This is a genomic window from Salinispora pacifica CNR114 (assembly GCF_000514775.1).
In the GTDB taxonomy this organism is placed as follows: domain Bacteria; phylum Actinomycetota; class Actinomycetes; order Mycobacteriales; family Micromonosporaceae; genus Micromonospora; species Micromonospora pacifica.
The window spans coordinates 11,207-31,719 of sequence record NZ_KI911468.1; the positions used below are offsets into that span (position 1 = coordinate 11,207).

The window sequence follows — 20,513 nt, forward strand, 5'->3', positions numbered from 1 at the left end:
GTAGCCGGTGGTTAAGAAACGGCTGATTGCGGTGACCACGGCCGCTGTTCTGGTTCTGGGAGTCATCGGAGTGTGGCAGTGGGCCCCGTGGAGCGGGCGAGCGGCGTTGCCGTCCTGCGACGAAGTGGCCGCGATGCTGCCGGATACGGTGCCCGGGTCGTGGACGGTGACTCACACCCAGCCGGACCCGAACCATCTTCTGGTTTGCGAATTCGACTTGACCTCCAACGACCAGGTGTACACGGGCGAAGTTTGGATAAGCATTATTGATGGCGGCGATGCCGCGATACTACAAAAAATGGTCATGGGCAGCCCCTGCTACGGCAGACAGGTTCCCTTTCCTGATGCCGAGCGGTACCAGACGGTGAGATCCTGCTTGAATCTGATTAACGACAAAGTCTACGCCACCGTCTACGCACTCTCGGAGCGGCGCTACACCCACGTCCGCGCCTCACTTACCGGCCCTGACCAGCCCGAATATCAGAACGTCTCCTACACCAACGACACCGCGCAGCGGATCGCCGACTTCACGATGACCCTGACGACTTCGGACGAAGGCACCCGGTGAACAGCCTGACCCGATACTTCGCCGATGTCTCCCGAATCCGGGCCGTCGGTCGCTCTACCAATCAATGGGTAGAAGTTGTCCGCCACCACGACGGGGACCTTGACGTGCGCATCCGCCCCGGCCTGCTGCGCCGCTACACCGAAGAGGAAGTTGCCGCCGAGGTTCGCACCGCGTTGATAGCTGCGATCGCCGACCATCGACGGCAGTACAGGAAACTCCGGATCGACTACTTTGGCTCGTCGCTGGGCGTCGAGGAGTTCACGCGACCCCAGCCGTCGGATGACCAGGAGCAGACGCGGTGAATACCGATATCTCCGCCCTTACCGTTGAGACACAGGCCCTGGTGGCCTTCGGTCGGGAACGGTACGAGGATGGCACCACCTACAGCGCCATCCGCCGCTATCTCACCGACATCGGATCCGTACCCCGCTCGGCGTGGGGCACGCTCGACGGCATCTCCGACCGGCTCCACCGAGACTGGACTGACGCGCTCCGCAACCGGACCGCCGAGGCTGATCAGGCTCGTGACGAGATGGAACGAATGGCCGACGGGCTACTCCAGATCGCCGCGGACTACGAAGGCACCGATCTACAGGTGGCGACGACTTTCGACGTAGTCAACCGAGACCTGCAGCCCTACCTGCCCCTTGGTGCCGGCTACGGCAACCCGATCCGCATCCGCGCCGGCGGAGCCGGGATCATCGCACCGCCGGCTCATCGACCGCAGCCGGGCGACACCCCCATCCTGGCGATCCCCGACGACAACGAGCGGCTTGCCGCCACTCGCGCTGAGACGCTGCCCCACACCCGGGTCGTCGAAGAACCGCTGACAATCTATAGCGACTTCAGCTTCGAGGGCGGGCGCACCACCTACTACGAGAACGGCGGCGGCGACCAACTCGACACCTTCATCAAGGAACATCGAAGCACGCTGCTGCAGCTCGAGGGTCTCCTGATCCGGCTGGGCACCGGCGACCGGCTTCCACTGACCGACCTGATGATCCACGCCTGGCGATCCGTCCCCCCGATCATCCGCAACCGTGCCGACCTGGTTCACTCCGTCGCCAACACCTACAGCGAACTGTCCGCCGAGATGGCCGGCGAGGCGGCTAACCTCAAGCTCTACTGGGAAGGCAGCGCTTCCCAAGCCTTTGCCCAGTACGCCAGCCGCGCGACGACCTACCTCACCCAACTTGAAGCGCAGGCCCGCTGGCTGGCCGACGAAGGCAAACGCGCCGCCACCATGCTCGAGGGTCTCCGCAACGCCTACGCCGCCCTCGGCTACGAAAACATCAGCACCCTCATCACCGCCCTAGACAGCTACCTCGACGCCGTCAACAGTCCCTTCTCCTCCTGCACCAACCCGGAGAAGGCGTTCCTCGATGTCGTGCGGGGCTTCACTGCCTTTCTGCTCGAGGCGGAAAGACAACATGCCGATGCCATGGCCAGCCTCATCCGGGTTGAGGAGCAGGAACGCAAGGAACGCCCAGACCTCGGCACCCGTAACCACGATGCGACGCCGTTTCCGGCCGCCGAGGTCGGTGCCAGCGCGTGGACCGACCGCATCACCTGGACACCACGACCGGACCGACCCACTGTCTGACCAGCCAGCACGCAGCTCGAATTCGCCCACGCAAACCTGCTGTACAGCAGCCCAGCCGGAGCGACCGTCGATTCGCCCCTCAGTCGGCGGTGTCGCGGACCGCCTGGGCAAAGACCTCGGAGTGGTGCGCGAAGTTCCGGAACTGCCCGTAGCTCGGCGCCGCCGGCGACAGCAGCGGGCATACGAACCTCCTCGGTCCAGGCGTACGCACTGGTCGGCCCGACCTGAACCCAGGCTGGGTCACGGCGTCCGCCGCCTGACGGGGCGGCCGGCTACGTGATTCTCATGTCAGATGCTTGACAACTGAACCCAAGGGCAACATTCTCAAGTAGAGTGTGACGCCCGACACGGGATGTCGGGCGTCCACCAGAGATAATTCGCTGGTCTTTGTCATCTACAGACGTGGCTAGCCGGAGCATTCGGACGTTGCATCCTCAGGAAGGGTGTAGGCGACTTGGTTGCGAAGCAGGTCTACGGCCGCCTGGATGCTGTGACATTAGTTCGGGCCCTGATGGAACGACCTCTCAACGAACGCGGTCGCCCCACCACCACAAGGTCTCCGGTAATTGTCCTCGAAGCCCCGGCAGGTGGCGGCAAAACAGCCCTACTGGAGGCGATGGCCGAATTACTTCATCAGCGCGTACCCTACGCTTTTGTTGATCTGGCCACGGTTACCACCCGAGCCGACCGCGACGCCACTGTCACCAATCTCCTGTCCGCGCTTGCCTTCGAGCTGTCACGCCGGTGCCAGCGGTACGGAACACTTCGCTTTCCTCGGTTCGTTGTCGGTCAACTCGTGATGAGACTCGACCTGTCCCGCGACGATCCTGGCCTGGCCCGTAAGCAGGCAACCGACGCGTTGAAGGCGCACCGCCGCCTCGACCAGATGCTCGATATTTTGGAGGAGGCGGCTGGCACGGCAACCGGTCTCACACCGATTCAGCCCCAAATACCGAGCAGCATGGTGCGTGGAACCCTTTCACTGCTGGTGGACGGCATGACCCGATGGCTCCCCCGGCTCACCCTCGGCCGCTTCCAGGACTGGTACGGCCACCGTGACCGCGGGCTTCAGGATGACCCGATCAGCACACTGGTTGGGCTGAATCGGTGGGCGCATTCCCACGCCACCGGGGGTGCTCAACGGCGCATCGACAACCTGATGTCAGCGGCCTTTCTCGCCGACCTTCGACATGGGTTCGCCAGTAGCCGGCGAAGTGCGGGATGGTCGCTCAACTGTGTCGCCCTGCTGGACAACGCCGACTCTGATCTGGCCCGTGACCTCCTCGAAACACTGGTTCGGGTCCGCGGGGACGACCTCGATCACGGCTACGCCGCTCCCGACCCACTCACGGTCGTCGCCACGAGTGGGGGACGCCTCCTCGCCAAGGTCAACCGTGCCGACCAGGTAGCGTTGTCCGTACCGTTGGTCGATAACTACAAGGCCCTCGACCGGCGGGTACAGCCGTGGTGGCTGCGGTGCCGGCTGGACGATCTGACCGTCGACGAGGTCAACCTCATGGTGACGGATCTGTCGCTGGACCGCGACGATGATCATCAACTCGCGGCCCTGATCCACCAGTTCACCGGGGGTCACCCGGGGGCGACCCGGATCATGCTCGAGGCGATCACCGCCATCACCACCCGGTGGCGGTCGCTGGCCGAGGTGCTCGGCGGCGACTCCGGCGGGGTAGCGGTGGAGGAGCGCCTACTACAGCTCTTCCTGGACGGGGTCCCCGACGAGGCGAGAGAGGATCTCATCACCTGCTCGGCGGCGCGTACCCGGCACCACGCCATCGAACTGGCGGTCAGACGGCAGGACCTTTTCACCGCGCCGGATCTGGTCATCGGCGAGTTGCGGGAGTCACCGATGTGGCTCCTTCGGGACGAGTGGGGCCCCACCGTACTGCGCCGGCTGCTGCTGCGCCGGCTAGCCGGGCGGCGGGATGGGGCAGCGACCTGGTCGGTGGTCCACCGCTGGCTACGAGAGGCAAGCCCGCTCGAACACCGGGACGAGCGGGACACCCGTACCGCGCTCACCGCCGAGCTCGCCTACGCCCTCGCGGACGGCGACATCGAATTCGTGACCCGTAAACTCGATCAACACGCGGTGGGTCGTGCCACGACCTGGCTGGCAATGGTGGACGCCGTGACGTCGGTACCCGGTCGGTTGGACCCGTACGTCGAGCACACCGTGCAGGCACGTGGCTTGACCAGTTGGCTCGGGTCCGGCGACGAACGGCAGCTGGCCTGCATCGCCGGGCTGGTGGCGCGGTTGTGGATCGCCGCCGACCCGTTCCGCGACATCGGCCGCCGTGGATTACACCGGCAGATAGCCCGGGACTATGACGAGTTAGCGCTCTACCACCCGGAATGGGACGACGAGCTGTACACGCAGAAGAACCGCCACCAGCAGTTGGCTCGCGTCTGGAGCGCCGGGCTGCACCAGAGGGAGACACCGTGACCAGGTCGCCCATCGCGCGTGTCCGGCCGGACATCTTCGAGCCACCCACCACACCGCTGGAGAGAAGGCGGCGCAGTCGCAGGCGTATCGCCGCTGTCCTGGCCCTGGTAATCGTCGCGCCGAGCCTGCTGTGGGGCGGAACCCTCGCGTACCGCGATCTGTCCTGCGGACCAATCGGTAATGGGATTTCCCGGGTCGACGGGCAGTGCGTCGGAGTGACCGACGGATCCTTTGTCTTCCATCCGGACATCGAACAGATACAACAGAGGATCAGGAAGGAGAACGAGAAGGTACGCAATGGCGGGTACGGCAAGCTGCCCTACGTGCGAATCGCCGTGCTGATGCCCATGACGGCGGACGACCGCAGCGCGTTGACAATGGCCCGGATTCGGTACAGCCTGCAGGGGGCGTACGCGGCGCAACGGCGGGCCAATGGCGGGGCGGACGACGGGTTCGGCGACCCGACACCGCTGATCGAGTTGTTGCTGGCCAACGAGGGCAGCAACCAGCAGCAGTGGCGTCCGCCGGTCAGCCGGTTGACCAGCATGACCACGGGGCCACACCCGCTCGTTGCGGTGGTCGGTCTGGGAGTGAGCATTCCCGCGACGCAACTCGCGGCCGAAGAACTGTCGAGACACCAGGTGGCCACGGTCGGTGCGGTACTCACCGCGGACACGTTGCGGGCGGACAGCTTTGTTCAGGTATCGCCGTCGAACGGCCATTACGCACTGGCGTTGAGAAACTATCTCGACCAGGAGTACCCCGAGGGGCACAGCGATCGTCGCCGCGGAATCGTGGTCTACGACCAGAACTCCGACATGTACACCCGGACACTCCGGGAGGCGTACGAGCAGCACCTGGAAGACTTCATGGTCGAAGGTCCGGCACAGCAGTTCAACGGAATTCTGAACGAGGAGGATCCCGTTCCACTATTCGACCACGTCAGCACGCAGGTCTGTGCAGCGAAAGCAGTCCGGATCTTCTACGCCGGGCGAGTGAAGGAACTGAGAAATCACTTTATTCCCAGCCTCGCCAGGAAGCACTGCGCCGATCGTGAGGAGAATAATGAACAACTAACCATCATGCTCGGCGCCACCGGCCTGTCCTCACTCCGGGACGAAGAGACCGTGGACCTGCTCAAGCGGCACCGAATTCGAGTTGTCTACGCATCGTCAATCGACCCGGACGGCTGGAACGGACGCGCCGACGAACTGTTGGGAAGCGAGCAGCAGGATGCGTTACCAGAGTTTCTTTCTGGTATGCCGGTCGGGTACCCGAGCTTCTACCAGAAGCTACACGCGCTGTTTTCCACCCAGGAGGCCGACGACGCACTCGCCGACGGCTACGCGGCGATGCACCATGATGCGGTCGCCACGGCGGTCCTCGCGACCCGGCAGGCAGCTCGAGAGCGGAAGGAATCCGTCCCCACCCACAAACACGTCGCGTCGGCACTGTGGAAACTCAACATCCTCGGCGAGGTTCCAGCGGCTGGCGGAACCCTGAGCTTCAGCCCGGAAGGGCTGGGCTGGCCCAGCGGCAAACCCATTCCGATCCTTTCGATCCCGCCAGACGCACAGCCACCCACGCCAACATCGAAGCCCTACATCACCTGAGGTGTCGAACTCGACCCCGTTCCTCGATGGCGGGTGGTCCGGCAGCACCGGGCCGAGCTGCCACGGGAGAGTTCCCCGGCCTCAGTCGGCGGTGTCGCGGACCGCCTGGGCGAAGACCTCGGAGCGGTGCTCGAAGTTCCGGAACTGCCCGTAGCTCGGCGCCGCCGGCGACAGCAGCACCACCCCGCCGGCCGGCGTGACCCGCCGGGCCAGCCGAACCGCCCCGACCAGATCGTCGGTGACCTCACACCGGACCTTCGGCAACCCGTCCAGCGCGGCGACGATCCGCGCCCCGCTGTCCGGTACGCCGATCATGGTGATCTCCCGCTCGGCGAGGTGATCGCGCAGCGGCGTGTAGTCCAGACCCCGATCGGCACCGCCGACGATCACGGTGAGCGGCCGCCCGTCGTACGCGTCGATCGCGTGCATGGCCGCGTACGGGCTGGTGGCGAGGGTGTCGTCGACGAAGGTGAGACCGGACGGGTCAACGATCTCGGTGAGCCGGTGGGCCAGCCCCTGGAACCCGGCGACGGCGACCGCCAGGGTGTCCCGGCGGGCGAGCACGTCGACGCCGAGCACGTCGAGCACGGCCAGCGCCACGCAGAGGTTGCCCTCGTTGTGCCGTCCGACCAGCGGCAGCACCGCCCGGGGGAAGAGCGGCTGGTCGCCGAGGTGGAACCAGGGCGTGCCGTCCGGGCCGCCCGCCACCTGGGTGGTGTCGGGGGTGCCGGCTCGCACCACGGGCCGGTCACCGAGTTCGGCGGCGAGCCGGGGGTCGGCGCCGTTGACCACGACGGTCTCCGGGCCGTGGGCCAGCAGGTTGAGCTTGTCCCGGTAGTACTCCCGTTCGCCGCCGTGGGCGTCGAGGTGCTCGGGGAAGAGCGCGGTCACCACGGCGACGCGGGGGGAGTCGGTCAGGTCGCTGCACTGGTAGCTGGAGAGCTCCAGCACGTAGAGGTCGGCCGCGGGCAGGTCCAACGTCGGCACCCCGATGTTGCCGCCGAAGACGTTGGGCTGGTCCACCGCGGCGAGCAGGTGGCTGATCAGGCTGGACGTGGTGCTCTTGCCCTTGCTGCCGGTGACCCCGACGGTGCGGGCGGCGTGGTCGGCCATCCAGAGCGCGGTGCCCTGGGTCACCGGCACCTGACGCCGCCGCAGCTCGGCCAGCCACGGGTGGGTGTTCGGCACGCCCGGCGAGCGGACCACCACGTCGGCGGCGGCCAGCCGTTGCGCCCCCGCGTCACCGGTGACCAATGGCGCCGCCGTCGCCAGGAATCCGTCCCAGGGCGGGCTGACCGTCGAGCCACCGTCGTCCACGGCAACCAGGTCCGCCGGGCCGTGCGCGGCGATCGCGACCACCGCCGCTCGTCCCTCCCGGCCGGTCCCCCAGACCGCGACTTTGCGTCCGCGCAGGTCAGACAGGCGCACTGGCTCTCCCTCGGAATATCGACGATGTCGGTGGGCGGTCCGGGCGCACTCGGGCACGGCGGACGAACCAGGGCCTAGTATGGCGTGTGCCCAACGAGCAGCTGCGGCGGATGGACGCCTTCACCTTCCCGTCCTACTCCTTCGACCTGTCCACCGGGGAGGCGTTGTTCGACTACGCTCTCACCGGGCCGGACGGCGAGCAACGTTTCACGGAGGTGATCACCCTCCCGCTGCCCGCGTCACCCCCCTCGGATGAGCGGGTAGCCACCCTGGGGCGGGTCCTGGAGCTGCTGCACGTGATCGCCGGGGTCAGCTACTACAAGACCGCCGCCCCGCACCGGCTGGTGCTGCCGGCTCCGCTGGGGCCGGCCGCCGTCGCGCTGGTCACCGCCGTCTACACCAAGGGCCTCGGCGAGTACGCGTACCGCAACGCGCTGCCGCACGTGCTGCGGCTGCGTCCCGAGGTGCCCGCCGGTGAGCTCACCCCACCGGTCGGGTACGACACCGACGACCGGCGACCACTGTCGGCGGTGGGGGGCGGCAAGGACTCGATCGTCAGCCTGGAGGCGCTGCGCCGGGACGGGCTGGACCCGTTGCCGTTCTCGGTCAACCCCAACCGGGTGATCGAGGCGGTGAACGTCGCCTCCGGGTTGCCGGCGCTGGCCGCACGACGGCGCATCGACCCGGTGCTGTTCGACCTGAACGCCGCCGGTGCGTTGAACGGCCACATTCCGGTGACCGCGATCAACTCGCTGATCGCGGTGGCCACCTCGGTGCTGAACGGGTTGGGCCCGGTGGTGATGTCCAACGAGCGCTCGGCGTCGGACCCGAACCTGGTCTGGGACGGGCACCAGATCAATCACCAGTGGTCCAAGGGCGTCGAGGCGGAGGGGCTGCTGCGCGGGGCGCTCGGGGAGCACGCCGGTCTCACCGACCCGTACTTCTCCCTGCTGCGCCAGCTCTCGGAGCTGCACATCGCCCGGACCTTCGCCCAGATCGACGGCTACGACGCCGTGGTGACCAGTTGCAACGCCGCGTTCAAGCTGCGCGGCGCGAGTGATCGCTGGTGCCGGGACTGCCCCAAGTGCCGGTTCGTCTTCCTCGCCCTGGCGCCGTTCATGTCCCGCGAGCGGATCACCGGGGTCTTCGGCGGCGACCTGCTGGCCGACCCGGCGCAGCTACCCGGCTACCGGGAACTGCTGGGCGTGGACGGGCACAAGCCGTTCGAGTGTGTCGGCGAGGTCGAGGAGTCGGTGGTGGCGCTCAGTCTGCTCGCGGAGCAGCCGGGGTGGCGCGACGCGCCGGTGGTGCGCGCGCTGATCGACGCGGTCCCGGATTCGGCCTGGAAGACGGCGGCCAACTCGGCCGTCTTCACACCGGGTGGACCCAGCTTCATCCCCACCCGGTACGCCGACGCCCTCGACTCCCTTACCGAACGGGTTCGGAACCTGCCCGGGTGACGTTGACCGCCACCGGCCGGCGGATCGCGTCCAGCGCCAGCAGGGCCACGTGCAGACCGAGGCAGGCGTCAACCGAGTCGAGGTCCACATCGAGGATTCGACCGATCCGGGCCAGGCGTTCGTAGAACGCCGGGCGGGACAGGTGCGCGGCGACTGCGCCGGCCGACTTGTTGCGGCCCTGTTCCAGGTACGCACGCAGGGTGCCGAGTAGCTGCTCCCGGGGGTGCTGCGCATCGTAGGAGAGAAGGGCGCCCAGCTCCCGCTCGACGAAGGTCTGTAGGGATGGCTCGTCGCGCAACAGGTGCAGCAGGCCAGCGAGCCCGACGTGCGGCAGCCGGTAGATCGGCAGGTCCCGCCGGTCCCGGCGGGCCGCCTCGGCCACCTGCCGCGCCTCGACCAGGGAGCGGCGTGCCTCCCGCAGACTGCCCACGCCCGAGCCGGCGCCGATCACGGCGGTGCCAGCCGGGTCGGGGCGGTCCGGGCTCCGCCCGCTGCCCCGTCGGCCGTTGACGTCCGCGGAGAACACGTCCGGGCGGGCCCGGGCCAGGGCCGTGACGAAGGCTGTGAGCGCCCGTTCCTCGCCGGAGCGGTCCGTCAACGCGAGCAGCACGCCGACCGTCTGGTCGTCGAGCGCGCTGGTCAACGCGGTCAGCTGCGCCTCATGTACGGCGTGGCCGACCGCCTCGGCGAGTTCCCGCAGCCGGGCCGAGCCAGCCCGCGGGCCTCCCCCGGTGAGGTGACTGCCCTCGTCTGACCTGGCCGGCGCCGGATCGTCGGCCCGATACCGGACCACCACCCCCACCAGGTGCCGCCCCGCCAACGGCACGCCGAGGGCGCGGGCCCGCAGCGCCACCTCGTCCACCGGCCGGGAGTGGTCGAGCAGGGCCGCCAGTAGGGTGCGGTGCAACTGCTGTTCCAGGCCCTCGGCGTCGCGCCGGATCAGCCGGCCCAGGGCGAGGCTGGACGCCGCCCGTTCCACGAGGATCGTCAGTCGGGTGGGCGGGGTGTCCGGCCGGTTCCCGGGGGTCGCCCCGCCGGCACCGAGCCACCGCACCAGCAGCCGCCCCCAGTCCTGCCCCCGGGCGCCGACCATGGTCACCAGCCAGCCGTTGTCCACGTCGTACGCGGTCCGGCCGGCCGGCAGGATCCGCCGGGAGAGCTGCTCCCAGCCGTCGAGCAGCAGGGCGGCGCTGCCCCCCGCCGGGTCGTACGCGAGCACCTGCCGGGACAGGTTCTCCAGCACCACCGCGCAGCCGGAGAGTTCAGCTGCCTGCTGGACCACCTCTCCCGGTCCCGCGCCCTCCATCGAGAGCTCGGTGAAGCGCTGATGGATCTCCTCGGTGGCGCGTAGCTCGGCCAGCTGGGCGTCCACGATCAGCGCGTGCACCGCCTCGGTGACCCGCACGAACGGGGTGGCCCGGCGCAGCTCGACCAGGGGCAACCCGTGCCGGGCGGCGGCGGCGACCATCGCCCGGGGCACCCCGCCGAAGTAGCGGCGGCCCAACTCGACGACGAGGCCGGCGACGCCGACAGCCGCCAGGTCCGCGATGAACGCCCGCAGCCCGGCGTTGTCGGCCGGCAGCCCGATCCCGGTGGTCAGGACCAGTTCCGAGCCGCCGAGCAGGGAGGCGATGTCGGGCACCTCGGCCACGTGCACCCAGCGGACCCGTCGGTCCAGCGCGGCTTCACCGGCGACGAGGCGGGGCGCGCCGGAGCGCACCGGCTCCAACGCGAGCACTTCCCGAATGGTGGGGAACACGGCGACACGCTACCTCGTATGACGTTGGTCACTAAACTCCCGTGCCCCGCGGCGGCTGGGGTTGAACCGGGGTGAGCGGCGCGGTGTGGGGTGACCGTTACCGGTGGTCAGAGCGGATCGTCCCGGCCGAGTTCCCAGCAGGCGACGGCGGTGGCGGCGGCCACGTTGAGCGAGTCGACACCGCGGCGCATCGGGATGACCACCCGGACGTCGCTGGCCTCCATCGCCTCCCGGGTCAGGCCCGAGCCCTCCGCGCCGAGCAGCAGCGCCGCCCGGGCCCGCTGGTCCGGTCCGAGGCGCTGGATCGGCACCGCGTCGGGGGCGGGGGTCAGGGCCAGCACGGAGAAGCCGGCGGCGCGGACCTCGGCGAGCGCCTCGGGCCAGGGGCCGAGCGTCGCGTAGGGCACGGCGAACACCTCCCCCATGCTGACCCGGACGCTGCGGCGGTAGAGGGGGTCGGCGCAGGTCGGGGAGAGCAGCACCGCGTCCACGCCGAGCCCGGCGACGGCCCGAAAGATCGACCCAAGGTTGGTGTGGTTGTTCACGTCTTCGAGGATCACCACCCGGCGGGCGGTGGCGAGCACGTCGGCCGCCGTCGGCTGCGGCCGACGGCGGAACGACGCCAGGACCCCCCGGTGTACGTGGAAGCCGGTCACCTGGCGCAGCACGTCCGGGGTGGCGGCGTAGACCGGGGCGTCGCCGTTGTCCAGGTCCGCGATCTGCTCCACCCGCTTGGCGTCCACCAGGTAGGACCGCGCCGGGTAGCCGGCGCGCAGCGCACGCCGCAGCACCAGCTCGCCCTCGGCGATGAAGAGGCCGTGCGGTGGCTCCCAGCGGGTTCGCAGCTCCACGTCGGTGAGGGCGCGGTAGTCGGCGATCCGGTCGTCGTCGGGGTCGGTGATCTGGTGGACGGGCACCGGACGATTCTGCCGGACGACGCGGACGGCGCCCCGTCCACCCGCCCCGCCCGAGGGGCACCGCAGCTGGTCGCGCAACCGGCGGGGGGTGGGTGCCGAGCGTCGCGCCCACCCCGGCGGCGCCGGCGCCGCCGGACTGCCGACGCGCGGATCGGGCGGCGCGGATGATGACATCCGCCTGGGTCCCACGACAGGCCATCGCACCGGCCATCGGTGACCGGACCTTACCGCTACCCTGATCGATGGCCGCACCTGGGGAGGAGCTGCGAGGTGACGGATCAACTCGGACCGCTCTTGCGCCAACTACGGAACCAAGCGGGATTGACGCAGGAGGCGGTGGCGGAACGGTCCGGGGTGAGTGTCCGCACGATTCGCCGCCTGGAGTCGGCGACAAACATTGATCACCGTTTGGGAACGCTGAACCTGTTGGCTGACGCCCTTGAGCTCGGGCCCGCGGACCGCGAGCTACTGGCGACGATGCTGGCGAGAGCCGGCACCCCGGCCGTGGCCATGACTCAGGCCGCCCCCGCGGCTCCTGGCCCAACTGGGTCGGCGAGCGAGCCGCCCCGGTCACCGTCGGATCGGGCTCCCGTATCGGCACCGCCGGCCGCCGTGCTGGCGGCTGCGGACGCGTTGGCGCGGGAAGCCCGGCGGCGGTGGCAACGTGAGGAGGAGCGGCGCCAGGTCCACGACCCGTTTCCGTTGCCGTTGCGCTGGCGGTCGGCCCCCGCACCGCTGATGGACTACGCGGTGAACATCCAACGCCTTCCACCGGGAGCTACGGCACAGCTTGACCTTGGTGGTGAGCTGCACAGTGTCGCCGAGGTCTACCGGAGGATCCGGTCCGGCCGGTTGGTGATCCTGGGCCGGGCGGGTTCGGGCAAGTCGATCCTGTTGATCAGGCTTGTCCTGGACTTCCTGGCGACCCTTTCCCTTCCCGATCGAGTGCCGCTGATCTTCAACATCGGAACCTGGGACGCGACAACCACCACCCTGCGGGAATGGCTGATCGGTCAGCTGCTGCGGGATCACCCACACCTGGCCCGCCGGACTCCAGACGGGCCGACGCTGGCCGCCGCACTGGTCGACGCAGACCTCATCCTGCCGGTCCTGGACGGGTTTGACGAGATCGCCGAAGGCCTACGGCGGGACGCGCTCGAAGCCCTCAACGCGACCTCACTGCCGCTGGTGCTGACCAGCCGCCGGGACGAGTACGCCGACGCGGTACGGGGAGTCGGGGCGCCGCTGAACTGGGCAGCGGGCATCGAACTCGTTGATCTCACCCTCGACGATCTCAGGGCCTACCTACCCCGAACCGCCCGCCCGGCCGGCCGCGACGAGACCGTGGCGGGGTGGGAACCCGTACTGGAACAGCTGCGGACCCGGCAGTCCCCGGCGGGCGGGGTCCTCACGAAGGTACTGACCACTCCCCTGATGGTCGCCCTGGCCCGGACGATGTACAGCGAGGCACCGGGCCGGGATCCGGCCGAGCTGCTGGACAGCGTCCGCTTCCCCAGCGTGGAGTCCATCGAGAAGCACCTGCTGGCCGGTTTCGTCTCGGCGGTGTACCGACCGTGGGTCCCCGAGCGCAACGCCGGCGGCTCCCGCAGCCGGAACGGGAACTGGAACCCGCAGCGCGCCGGGCACTGGCTCGGCTTCCTCGCCCACCAGTTGATGCGGCCCAACCAACCTCGGCGAGACCTCGCGTGGTGGCAGCTCGGTGACTCCCTTCGTCGTTCGACCCGGATCGCCGCCGTGACCGTGGCTTCCGCGCTGTGTATCGCCGGGGCAACCTGGACGATCGGGCTGGTAACGGCCCAGGCCGACCGCGGTCAGGTCCTGCTGGAAGGGGCCATGATGGGCCTGTCGGCCGGCCTCGCGTTCGGGACTGTCTACGCGGCGATCATCGCCTTCGGCGGCACCTTCCAACCGGCCCACGTGCGGCTCCGGCTACGTCGCGGCCGGAGCGGCAGGGTCCGCCCGCCGGCCCGGGCGTTCACGCTCCGGTTCGCGGTTGTCCTGCTGGGCGGATTCGTGATGGGCGTCGGCTGCGCCTGCGCCATCGCCGTCGTACGCGCGCGGTACTGGGACATCCCACTCACGAGTCCCGAAGCGATCCGGGCCGCCCTCATCAACATGCTGGTCTTCGGGCTGATCTTTGGCTTGGCGGTCGGGCTGGTGTTCGGGCTCCTGGCCGCGCTGGAGGTGCCGGTGGACGTTTCCTTCGCCGCCACTCCGGTCCACCTCCTGTCCGCGAACCGGACGACCGTGGGCCAACAGGTCCTCATCCTCGCCCCCGCGCTCGCCCTGACCATCGCCTTCGGTGGACGGCTGGTCGTCAACCTGCTCCAGGGACCTCTCGGGCCACTGAGCTGGGAGTTGCCCGATGCGCTGATCATCGGTGCTGCCGGTGGTCTGGGCAGCGCCCTGTCGTACGCGTTCTGTTTCACCGCCTGGGGGCAGTGGGTGATCCTGTGCCGGGTGTGGCTGCCGCTGACCGGCCGGCTGCCGTGGAACACGATCGCCTTTCTGGAACACGCCTACCACCGAGGCGTACTCCGGCAGAGCGGGGCGGTTTACCAGTTCCGCCATTTCCGGCTTCAGGAGCACATCAACCACTCGTACCGCGAGCGGTAGGCGTTTCCGTCCACGTTCCCCGCGCCCTACACCGTGCGGACATAAATGGCTAGCCAATCGTGAGCAATCTTGCAATTAATTTCCACCAACAGCCTGTGTCGTACGGTGGAATGGCACTCAACACAAGGAGGTCCACATGAGAGTCATCCCATTCGGCCGACGAATGCTAGTTCGATGGCTGGGTGCAGTTTCCGTGGGGCTGCTACTCGGCAGCACCCTCGGTGTTGGCACCGCCAGTGCGGTGCCAGAAAAGCGCGTCCACAACGCGATGCAGATCATCTTCAGCCCAACTGCGCCCGACAATTTCTGCACGATCGGCGCGGTGGGCACCGACGACTACGGCCGAAAGATCGCAATCTCGGCCGGTCACTGTATTAGCGACCCGGATTACGCCGATCGCGAGATCCACGAGAACATCGCTCCCGTCTACCATCGACAGGACCCGGCCTTCGGCCCGATTGGTCATATTCGCTACTTCAAAGACCCGGAGGGCTCGGCTACGGGCCACCTGACCAAGGACTATATGATCATCGAACTAGTCCCGGAGGTGACCCTCTCCGCGCAGGGCCCGCACCTGAAACAGACGGGTGAAGTGGAGGTCCCGGGCGGCACTGCCAGCCCGAACGCGTTGAGCCCCGCGCTGGATAACGAACGGCTCCTCGGTGCCGGGCGGCTCAGCAGCAATGACATCATCGTCTCGGGCCAGCTTGGCGTCTGGTATGCCGGCATTACTCATAATACGGACGGCATCTACCGGTCCTGGGCCCAACACCAGGCAGGCGACTCGGGGGGTCCGACGATCTGGCACGTACCGGGCAGCGCCTACCCGTCCGAGGAGAACGGATTCCAGGCCGAAGGGCCGTGGGCTGGCATCACCAAGGGAAAGGGCCTGCAGATTCCGTGGTACCAATACACCAGCTCCGCCAACATCCTCGCCGACCTTCGCGCTCGGGACGCCGCCGACCCCGCTGACATCTATGGTGCGGGCTTCGAGGTGACCCACAACCCGTGACCCCCATTGACCGGTGACACCGGTTCCAGAAACGACGCGCCCGCCCCTCGGGGCGGGCGCGTCGCTGTCGGGTCGGTCAGCTGCCGTCGGGGAGTCGGGTGACGAAGGCCCGCCACGCCGCCGGGCCGAAGACCAGCGCCGGCCCGGCCGGGTCCTTGGAGTCCCGGACGCCGACGACGCCGGGGAGATTGTCGGCGACCTCAACGCACGAGCCACCGTTGTTGCCGCTCTTGCTGCTTTTGCGCCATCGCGCACCGGTCAAGTCCATGATCCCGCCGCTTCTCTGATCAGCTCCAAGGAGGAAGCTCGGGGGAGGGATTCGCCCCTGATGCGCTCCCACCTTCGGCTCAGGGTAGCAACGTCGGCGGCCTGTCGGAGGATCTGCGCGGGCGCCTGACTGTCGACGTGGGCGACGTGCTCGACCTCGGGCAGTTCGGCGAGGATGAAGCCGCCGCCGAGCCCCGGATACATCCCGATGTCCTTGGGCACCAGGTGGACCTGCACCGTGTCGTCGGTGGCGCGCTCGGCGAGAAACTCAAGCTGTTCGCGCATCAGCCGGCGGTCGCCGTAGGCCGACTGGTAGAGCACTCCCTCGAAGATGACGGCGGTCAGCAGCGGGGGGCGTTCGGTGCGGAGGATGGCCTGTCGACTGATCCGGGAGGCGACGAGCTCGTCGACCTCGCCCGGGGTCAGTGCCTCGCCGGCGAGGGTCGCGCGGGCGTAGTCCTCCGTTTGGAGCAGGCCGGGAATCCAGGTGTGCTCGAACCAGCGCACCGCGACCGCTTCACGCTCCCAGTCAACCCATTCCCGCAACCACTCCGGCTCGCGACGTTTGACGACATCCGGCCAAAGCTCCTCGACCTCCCGACCGAGGATGGTGGCCACCTGCAGGCGGCGACGGGGCCGCGGAACACGTCCCGGCGTAATCCAACGCGCCGCAGTTTTCGGGTCGACACCGGTCTGGGCAGCCAGGCTCTCCGCGGTCTCCCCCGCCTCCACCATGGCCCGCTGCAATGCATAGTTCATCCTGCCTCCATTCAAGGATGTTCTCGGACGTCCCAACAACGTGCACAAATGCTGTGTCTTCATCCCGTGGCGTGTTGACAGAGTGTGCGTCATGGAGGCGCGTTGGGGGAAGACCCAAATTCCGGCGGAGGCGCGGAAGGGGCATCCGTACCCGGAATGGGTGTGGACAGTTCGATCCAGAACGCGAAGGCGAGGATGACCGATGAGAGTAGAACCGTCGGCCGGTCAGTCGAGATTGTCGAGACTGTCGAGCGCTGTGCGCAGCTGGCGAAGCCAATTCGCGTCGAGCTGGCGTCCATTGGGAAGTCGATCCGCTCGATCCCAACGCCATGCGGTGATCATCGCCAGCACCAGGATCCGGCACTCGCGGAGCAAAACTATGTCGACACCGGGATAGTGTTCGCCGACTTCCTCGGGTGCATGGGCGAGGTCGAATTCGACCGGTCCCCGGCAGCACGTCTCCAAGTCAATAAACAGCACCCACCCTTTGTCGCCAACATACGCATGCCGGCGTGCAGCCGGTGCAGCGCACTCGCGTAGTCCACCGGGGAGACCACTGCGGATGCCACCGGTTCGTAGTAGGTCCAGAACGTCACCGCGTAGCCATTCTGCGGGTAGACACGCGGCTCGACCCGAGGGTCAGGAACAGCCACCGGGCTCCCGAAATCCGCCTGGCCGCCGCCACCGCAGGTGGGACCGCTGACACCGACATCGTCGGGTAGCCCTCTCCGTTGAGTACCGCCGCCACCACCCAGACACCGAGGACCTGCCGGCGGGCGGTGAGCTCCGGGCAGACAAAGCCGGAGCGCTGGGCGATCAGCAACAGCGCGGGAACACCGGAGGAAAGGACGGCTGGGCTCTACCGTCTCACCATCGCTGAGGTAGGTTCTGGCCACATACCCCTCCGTGACGCATACGCCGATCAATTCTCCGAAGGACGATGCCACGCGAGATCGCGGCCCGGATGGCGGAGGGTGACTCGACCGCTACCACCTCTTCGGCTGACGGAGGCCTGATGGGCAGATATGTGATTACCGGGGCCACTGGCGGCATCGGCGGAGCCGTCGCGGAGCTGCTGCATGAGCAGGGGCATCAACTGGTCTTGGTGGGTAGCCACCGCGGGCGTCTCGACGCAGCGGCCGGGCGACTGGGCGGATGCGAGACCCTTGTGCTCGATTTGCTTGACGTGGAGGGCATCGCCGCTCACGGATCCGCGCTGGCCGCCAGAGACAGCCCCATCGATGGTCTCGTGCACAGCGCCGGTCTGGCCCAGCTGGGCTCCATCGCCGACTCCGAGACCAACAGTTGGATGGAACAGTACAAAGTCAACGTGGCAGGCCCAGCTGAGCTCACCCGTTGTCTGTTGCCCGCGCTCCGGACCGCGCGCGGCCAGGTGGTCTTTGTCAACTCCGGTCAGGGCCTTCGCACCAGCCCCGGGTGGGGCGCATACTCCGCAAGCAAGCACGCGGCCCGCGCACTCGCGCAGGCGTTGCGCGCGGAGGAGGGCCCCCACGGAGTTCGCGTGACAAGCGTTTACCCCGGCAGGACAGCCACCGAGATGCAGCGAGCCATCCATCGGCAGGAGGGCGCCGAGTACGTGGCGCAGGCGTATATCCAGCCGCGCAGCGTAGCCCGGACCGTGCTGGCAGCGCTCATGTCGCCCCCTGACATGGAGATCACCGACGTGTCCGTGGCCGTTCCTGGCTCGTGACGGGAGATAGCTGGTTCCACCCGCACCTCGGGTTACAGCGCCCGGCACCACGTGGAGCGGCCCCCACCGAGCGTGGTCATGGCGAGTCGACCGGCTGTAGCGGCAGCCCACCGATGGACTTCAGATCCAGGGGCGCGGTCAGACCCGACAGCTCGACCAGCCGGACGCCATCGTCGCCGTCGCCGTCCGCCAACCGGATCCACGGGTCCGTACCGTCGAGGAGTGACTGCCAGGCCGCGCGGGTGGCCGCTGGGACCGCGACGTGAACGCGCGCGACCGCGGTGGCTCCGTTGGCGTGCACGACCCGCTCCGGCCGGGCTGACGGCCGGTAGGCGGACATGGCGAACGGCAGGCTCGGGTCCTGTGGCACGGCGAGCTGCCAGCGCAGGGTGACGCCGTCCGGGGTCGCCCTGCGCATGTTCAGAATCCGGCTCATCGGCACGCCCGCGGCGACGAGCCGATCCCGTTCGGCACCGATCGACTCGTCGTCGGTCTCGACAGACACATCGATCCACGAATGGTCCTGTCCGGCCCACCGTTCCACCCGCCGCCGCAGGCCGCGGCCGCCGTACAACTGGACCGCCCACCGTAGCGGTAGAGACAGCCGCGGAACCCGAACCAGCTCAATAAACGGACCCTCCTCGAACCAGATCAGCGCATTCGAACTACGGTCGGGCCGCCGACCGTACACGACCGTGAACCCGACCTGCTGGAACGCTCGCACAGCGGCGTGGATGTCATCCACCCGGTGCAGGATGTGGCTGCAACGCATGCGATTCCCTACGAAGTAACGGTTAGGACTCGGACAACATGGTTACGAACTAGGGTGACCATCGCCGACTTGACCTAGGCCTGGACCGGCTCGGCGTGTTCGTGTTCGTGCAGGTCACCCAGATCCCACTCGGGAAACGGGTCGGGCAGTGCCCGCCACCAGGATTCCCCGGCGGCGACCTCCGAATCGGTGAGCAGGCAGGCGGTCAGGGCAGCCCGCAGCCCTTCGCTGTCCAGATTGACGCCAATGAGGACCAACTCCTGCTGCCGGTCACCGAACACCGGATGCCAGCGAGACTCCAGGTCCGCCCGTTCGACCGGGTCCTCCGGCCACTCCCCAGACACCGCGATCGGCACGCCCGCCGGGTCGCACCGCCCGGACGCACCGGCCTGCGACCAGAGGGCCATCACGTCCGGCCGGCTGGCCAGCCACAGGAACCCTTTCGATCGCACCACCCCGAAGGTGTCCAAGCCGTCGGCGAGCAGCTCCCACAGGCGCTGCGGGTGGAACGGCCGGTGGTCGCGGAACACGATGCTGGAGATGCCGTATTCCTCGGTCTCCGGCACGTGCTCACCGTTGAGCTCAGCCACCCAACCGGGCGTGGTCTCCGCCCGCTCCAGGTCGAACCAGCCGGTATTGAGGATCATTGCTGGTGGTACCCGGCCGTGCATGGCCCGGACCTGACGGGCGGCCGGGTTGAGTCGGGTCAGCAGAGCCTCCACGACCGTCAGGTCCTCCGGGGCCAACAGATCGGTCTTGTTCACCACCAGCACATCGGCGAACTCGATCTGGTCAACCAGCAGGTCGGCGATGCTCCGGTCGTCCCCCTCGTACGCGGCCAGGCCGCGCGACTCAAGCGTCTCCCCCGCCTCGATCCGAGCCAGCAGACCAGCGGCATCGACCACAGTGACCGTGGTGTCCAACCGGGCCAGGTCGTCCAGGATCTGTCCGGCCTCCACGCCGAAGGCGAACGTGGCGGCCACCGGCATCGGTTCGGAGATCCCACTGGACTCGATCAGCAGATAGTCGAACCGGCCCAGGCGCGCCAGCCGCGCCACCTCGTCGAGCAGGTCGTCGCGCAGCGTGCAGCAGATGCAGCCATTTGTCAGCTCCACCAGCCGCTCTTCGGTACGCGACAACGCACCGCCGTCGCGGACCAACGCGGCGTCAATGTTGATCTCACTCATGTCGTTGACGATCACCGCTACCCGCAGTCCGTCGCGGTTGGCCAGGACATGATTGAGCAGGCTGGTCTTGCCGGCCCCGAGGAACCCCGACAGCACCGTCACCGGCAGCCGGTCACTCACGGCGTATCCACCACTGGGCGCCCCTTGTACAGGCCGCAGTGCGTGCAGGCCCGGTGCGGCACCACCATCTCCTCGCGTGGACAGGGGCAGGGGGTCAACTGCGGCACGCTCGCCTTCCACTGCGCCCGCCGGTGCCGGGTGTTCGACCGCGACATCTTCCGCTTCGGAACGGCCATGACGACCTCCTTCTTCGACAGGTCGCACCAGAGCCTATCGGTAACGGTTGTCGTTTCCATAGC

General features: G+C 68.2%; 18 protein-coding genes. 9 read left to right on the forward strand and 9 right to left on the reverse strand.

Going from position 1 to position 20,513, the window contains the following annotated elements:
- The first annotated feature begins 7 nt into the window (after positions 1-7).
- The 5 genes from B118_RS0126960 to B118_RS0126980 all read left to right on the forward strand — a co-directional run bounded on the left by B118_RS0126960 (position 8) and on the right by B118_RS0126980 (position 6,245).
- Positions 8-568 carry a hypothetical protein gene (locus tag B118_RS0126960; protein WP_238324178.1) on the forward strand — a complete coding sequence of 187 codons (561 nt, stop codon included), beginning with the start codon at positions 8-10 and terminating at the stop codon, positions 566-568.
- Entirely contained in the window at positions 565-870 is a 306-nt protein-coding gene (locus B118_RS0126965; RefSeq protein WP_028193783.1) for a hypothetical protein, read from the forward strand. The genes B118_RS0126960 and B118_RS0126965 overlap by 4 nt, the downstream gene beginning before the upstream one ends.
- Positions 867-2,171 carry a WXG100 family type VII secretion target gene (locus tag B118_RS0126970; protein ID WP_028193784.1) on the forward strand — a complete coding sequence of 435 codons (1,305 nt, stop codon included), beginning with the start codon at positions 867-869 and terminating at the stop codon, positions 2,169-2,171. The genes B118_RS0126965 and B118_RS0126970 overlap by 4 nt, the downstream gene beginning before the upstream one ends.
- 799 nt (positions 2,172-2,970) lie before the next feature.
- Positions 2,971-4,632: a hypothetical protein gene (locus B118_RS0126975; protein WP_028193785.1), complete on the forward strand. Its 1,662-nt coding sequence runs from the start codon at positions 2,971-2,973 to the stop codon at positions 4,630-4,632.
- Positions 4,629-6,245 carry a hypothetical protein gene (locus tag B118_RS0126980; RefSeq protein ID WP_028193786.1) on the forward strand — a complete coding sequence of 539 codons (1,617 nt, stop codon included), beginning with the start codon at positions 4,629-4,631 and terminating at the stop codon, positions 6,243-6,245. The genes B118_RS0126975 and B118_RS0126980 overlap by 4 nt, the downstream gene beginning before the upstream one ends.
- A gap of 81 nt (positions 6,246-6,326) precedes the next feature.
- Here the strand turns inward: B118_RS0126980 and murD are convergent, their stop codons facing one another.
- The gene (gene murD, locus B118_RS0126985) at positions 6,327-7,673 is read right to left on the reverse strand and encodes a UDP-N-acetylmuramoyl-L-alanine--D-glutamate ligase (RefSeq protein WP_018223461.1); all 1,347 of its coding nucleotides are present in this window, start codon (positions 7,671-7,673) and stop codon (positions 6,327-6,329) included.
- An 86-nt stretch (positions 7,674-7,759) separates the two neighbouring features.
- On the opposite strand from murD, the gene B118_RS0126990 reads away from it, so the two are divergent.
- The gene (locus B118_RS0126990; RefSeq protein ID WP_018811159.1) at positions 7,760-9,133 is read left to right on the forward strand and encodes a MurL-like N-terminal domain-containing; all 1,374 of its coding nucleotides are present in this window, start codon (positions 7,760-7,762) and stop codon (positions 9,131-9,133) included.
- Here B118_RS0126990 and B118_RS0126995 read toward each other — a convergent pair.
- Positions 9,102-10,892 carry a PucR family transcriptional regulator gene (locus tag B118_RS0126995; RefSeq protein ID WP_018811160.1) on the reverse strand — a complete coding sequence of 597 codons (1,791 nt, stop codon included), beginning with the start codon at positions 10,890-10,892 and terminating at the stop codon, positions 9,102-9,104. The genes B118_RS0126990 and B118_RS0126995 overlap by 32 nt on opposite strands.
- Before the next feature lie 107 nt (positions 10,893-10,999).
- Positions 11,000-11,809: a TrmH family RNA methyltransferase gene (locus B118_RS0127000; protein WP_018223458.1), complete on the reverse strand. Its 810-nt coding sequence runs from the start codon at positions 11,807-11,809 to the stop codon at positions 11,000-11,002.
- A gap of 270 nt (positions 11,810-12,079) precedes the next feature.
- On the opposite strand from B118_RS0127000, the gene B118_RS0127005 reads away from it, so the two are divergent.
- On the forward strand, positions 12,080-14,446 hold the full coding sequence (locus tag B118_RS0127005) for a helix-turn-helix domain-containing protein (protein ID WP_028193787.1): 2,367 nt from the start codon (positions 12,080-12,082) through the stop codon (positions 14,444-14,446).
- Between the two features lie 136 nt (positions 14,447-14,582).
- The gene (locus B118_RS0127010; RefSeq protein ID WP_028193788.1) at positions 14,583-15,458 is read left to right on the forward strand and encodes a hypothetical protein; all 876 of its coding nucleotides are present in this window, start codon (positions 14,583-14,585) and stop codon (positions 15,456-15,458) included.
- A 76-nt stretch (positions 15,459-15,534) separates the two neighbouring features.
- Here B118_RS0127010 and B118_RS0127015 read toward each other — a convergent pair whose 3' ends face one another.
- The 3 genes from B118_RS0127015 to B118_RS32630 all read right to left on the reverse strand — a co-directional run bounded on the left by B118_RS0127015 (position 15,535) and on the right by B118_RS32630 (position 16,964).
- Complete coding sequence (locus B118_RS0127015) at positions 15,535-15,726, reverse strand: DUF397 domain-containing protein (protein ID WP_018223455.1); 192 nt, start codon at positions 15,724-15,726, stop codon at positions 15,535-15,537.
- Positions 15,717-16,484 (reverse strand): DUF5753 domain-containing protein, encoded by a 768-nt coding sequence (locus B118_RS0127020; RefSeq protein ID WP_028185903.1) that lies wholly within the window; start codon positions 16,482-16,484, stop codon positions 15,717-15,719. The genes B118_RS0127015 and B118_RS0127020 overlap by 10 nt, the downstream gene beginning before the upstream one ends.
- A 225-nt stretch (positions 16,485-16,709) precedes the next feature.
- Positions 16,710-16,964, reverse strand: a complete 255-nt coding sequence (locus tag B118_RS32630) for a hypothetical protein (protein ID WP_028193789.1) — start codon at positions 16,962-16,964, stop codon at positions 16,710-16,712.
- Between the two features lie 535 nt (positions 16,965-17,499).
- Between B118_RS32630 and B118_RS0127030 the strand changes: the two genes are divergently transcribed.
- Complete coding sequence (locus B118_RS0127030) at positions 17,500-18,195, forward strand: SDR family oxidoreductase (RefSeq protein WP_033775056.1); 696 nt, start codon at positions 17,500-17,502, stop codon at positions 18,193-18,195.
- A gap of 76 nt (positions 18,196-18,271) precedes the next feature.
- Here B118_RS0127030 and B118_RS0127035 read toward each other — a convergent pair whose 3' ends face one another.
- The 3 genes from B118_RS0127035 to rpmF form a co-directional block, all read right to left on the reverse strand.
- Positions 18,272-18,967: a VOC family protein gene (locus B118_RS0127035; protein WP_027645994.1), complete on the reverse strand. Its 696-nt coding sequence runs from the start codon at positions 18,965-18,967 to the stop codon at positions 18,272-18,274.
- A gap of 74 nt (positions 18,968-19,041) precedes the next feature.
- Positions 19,042-20,274 (reverse strand): GTP-binding protein, encoded by a 1,233-nt coding sequence (locus B118_RS0127040; protein ID WP_018223450.1) that lies wholly within the window; start codon positions 20,272-20,274, stop codon positions 19,042-19,044.
- Positions 20,271-20,450, reverse strand: a complete 180-nt coding sequence (rpmF, locus tag B118_RS0127045; protein ID WP_028193790.1) for a 50S ribosomal protein L32 — start codon at positions 20,448-20,450, stop codon at positions 20,271-20,273. Before rpmF ends, B118_RS0127040 begins: the two co-directional genes overlap by 4 nt.
- Positions 20,451-20,513: the final 63 nt, after the last annotated feature.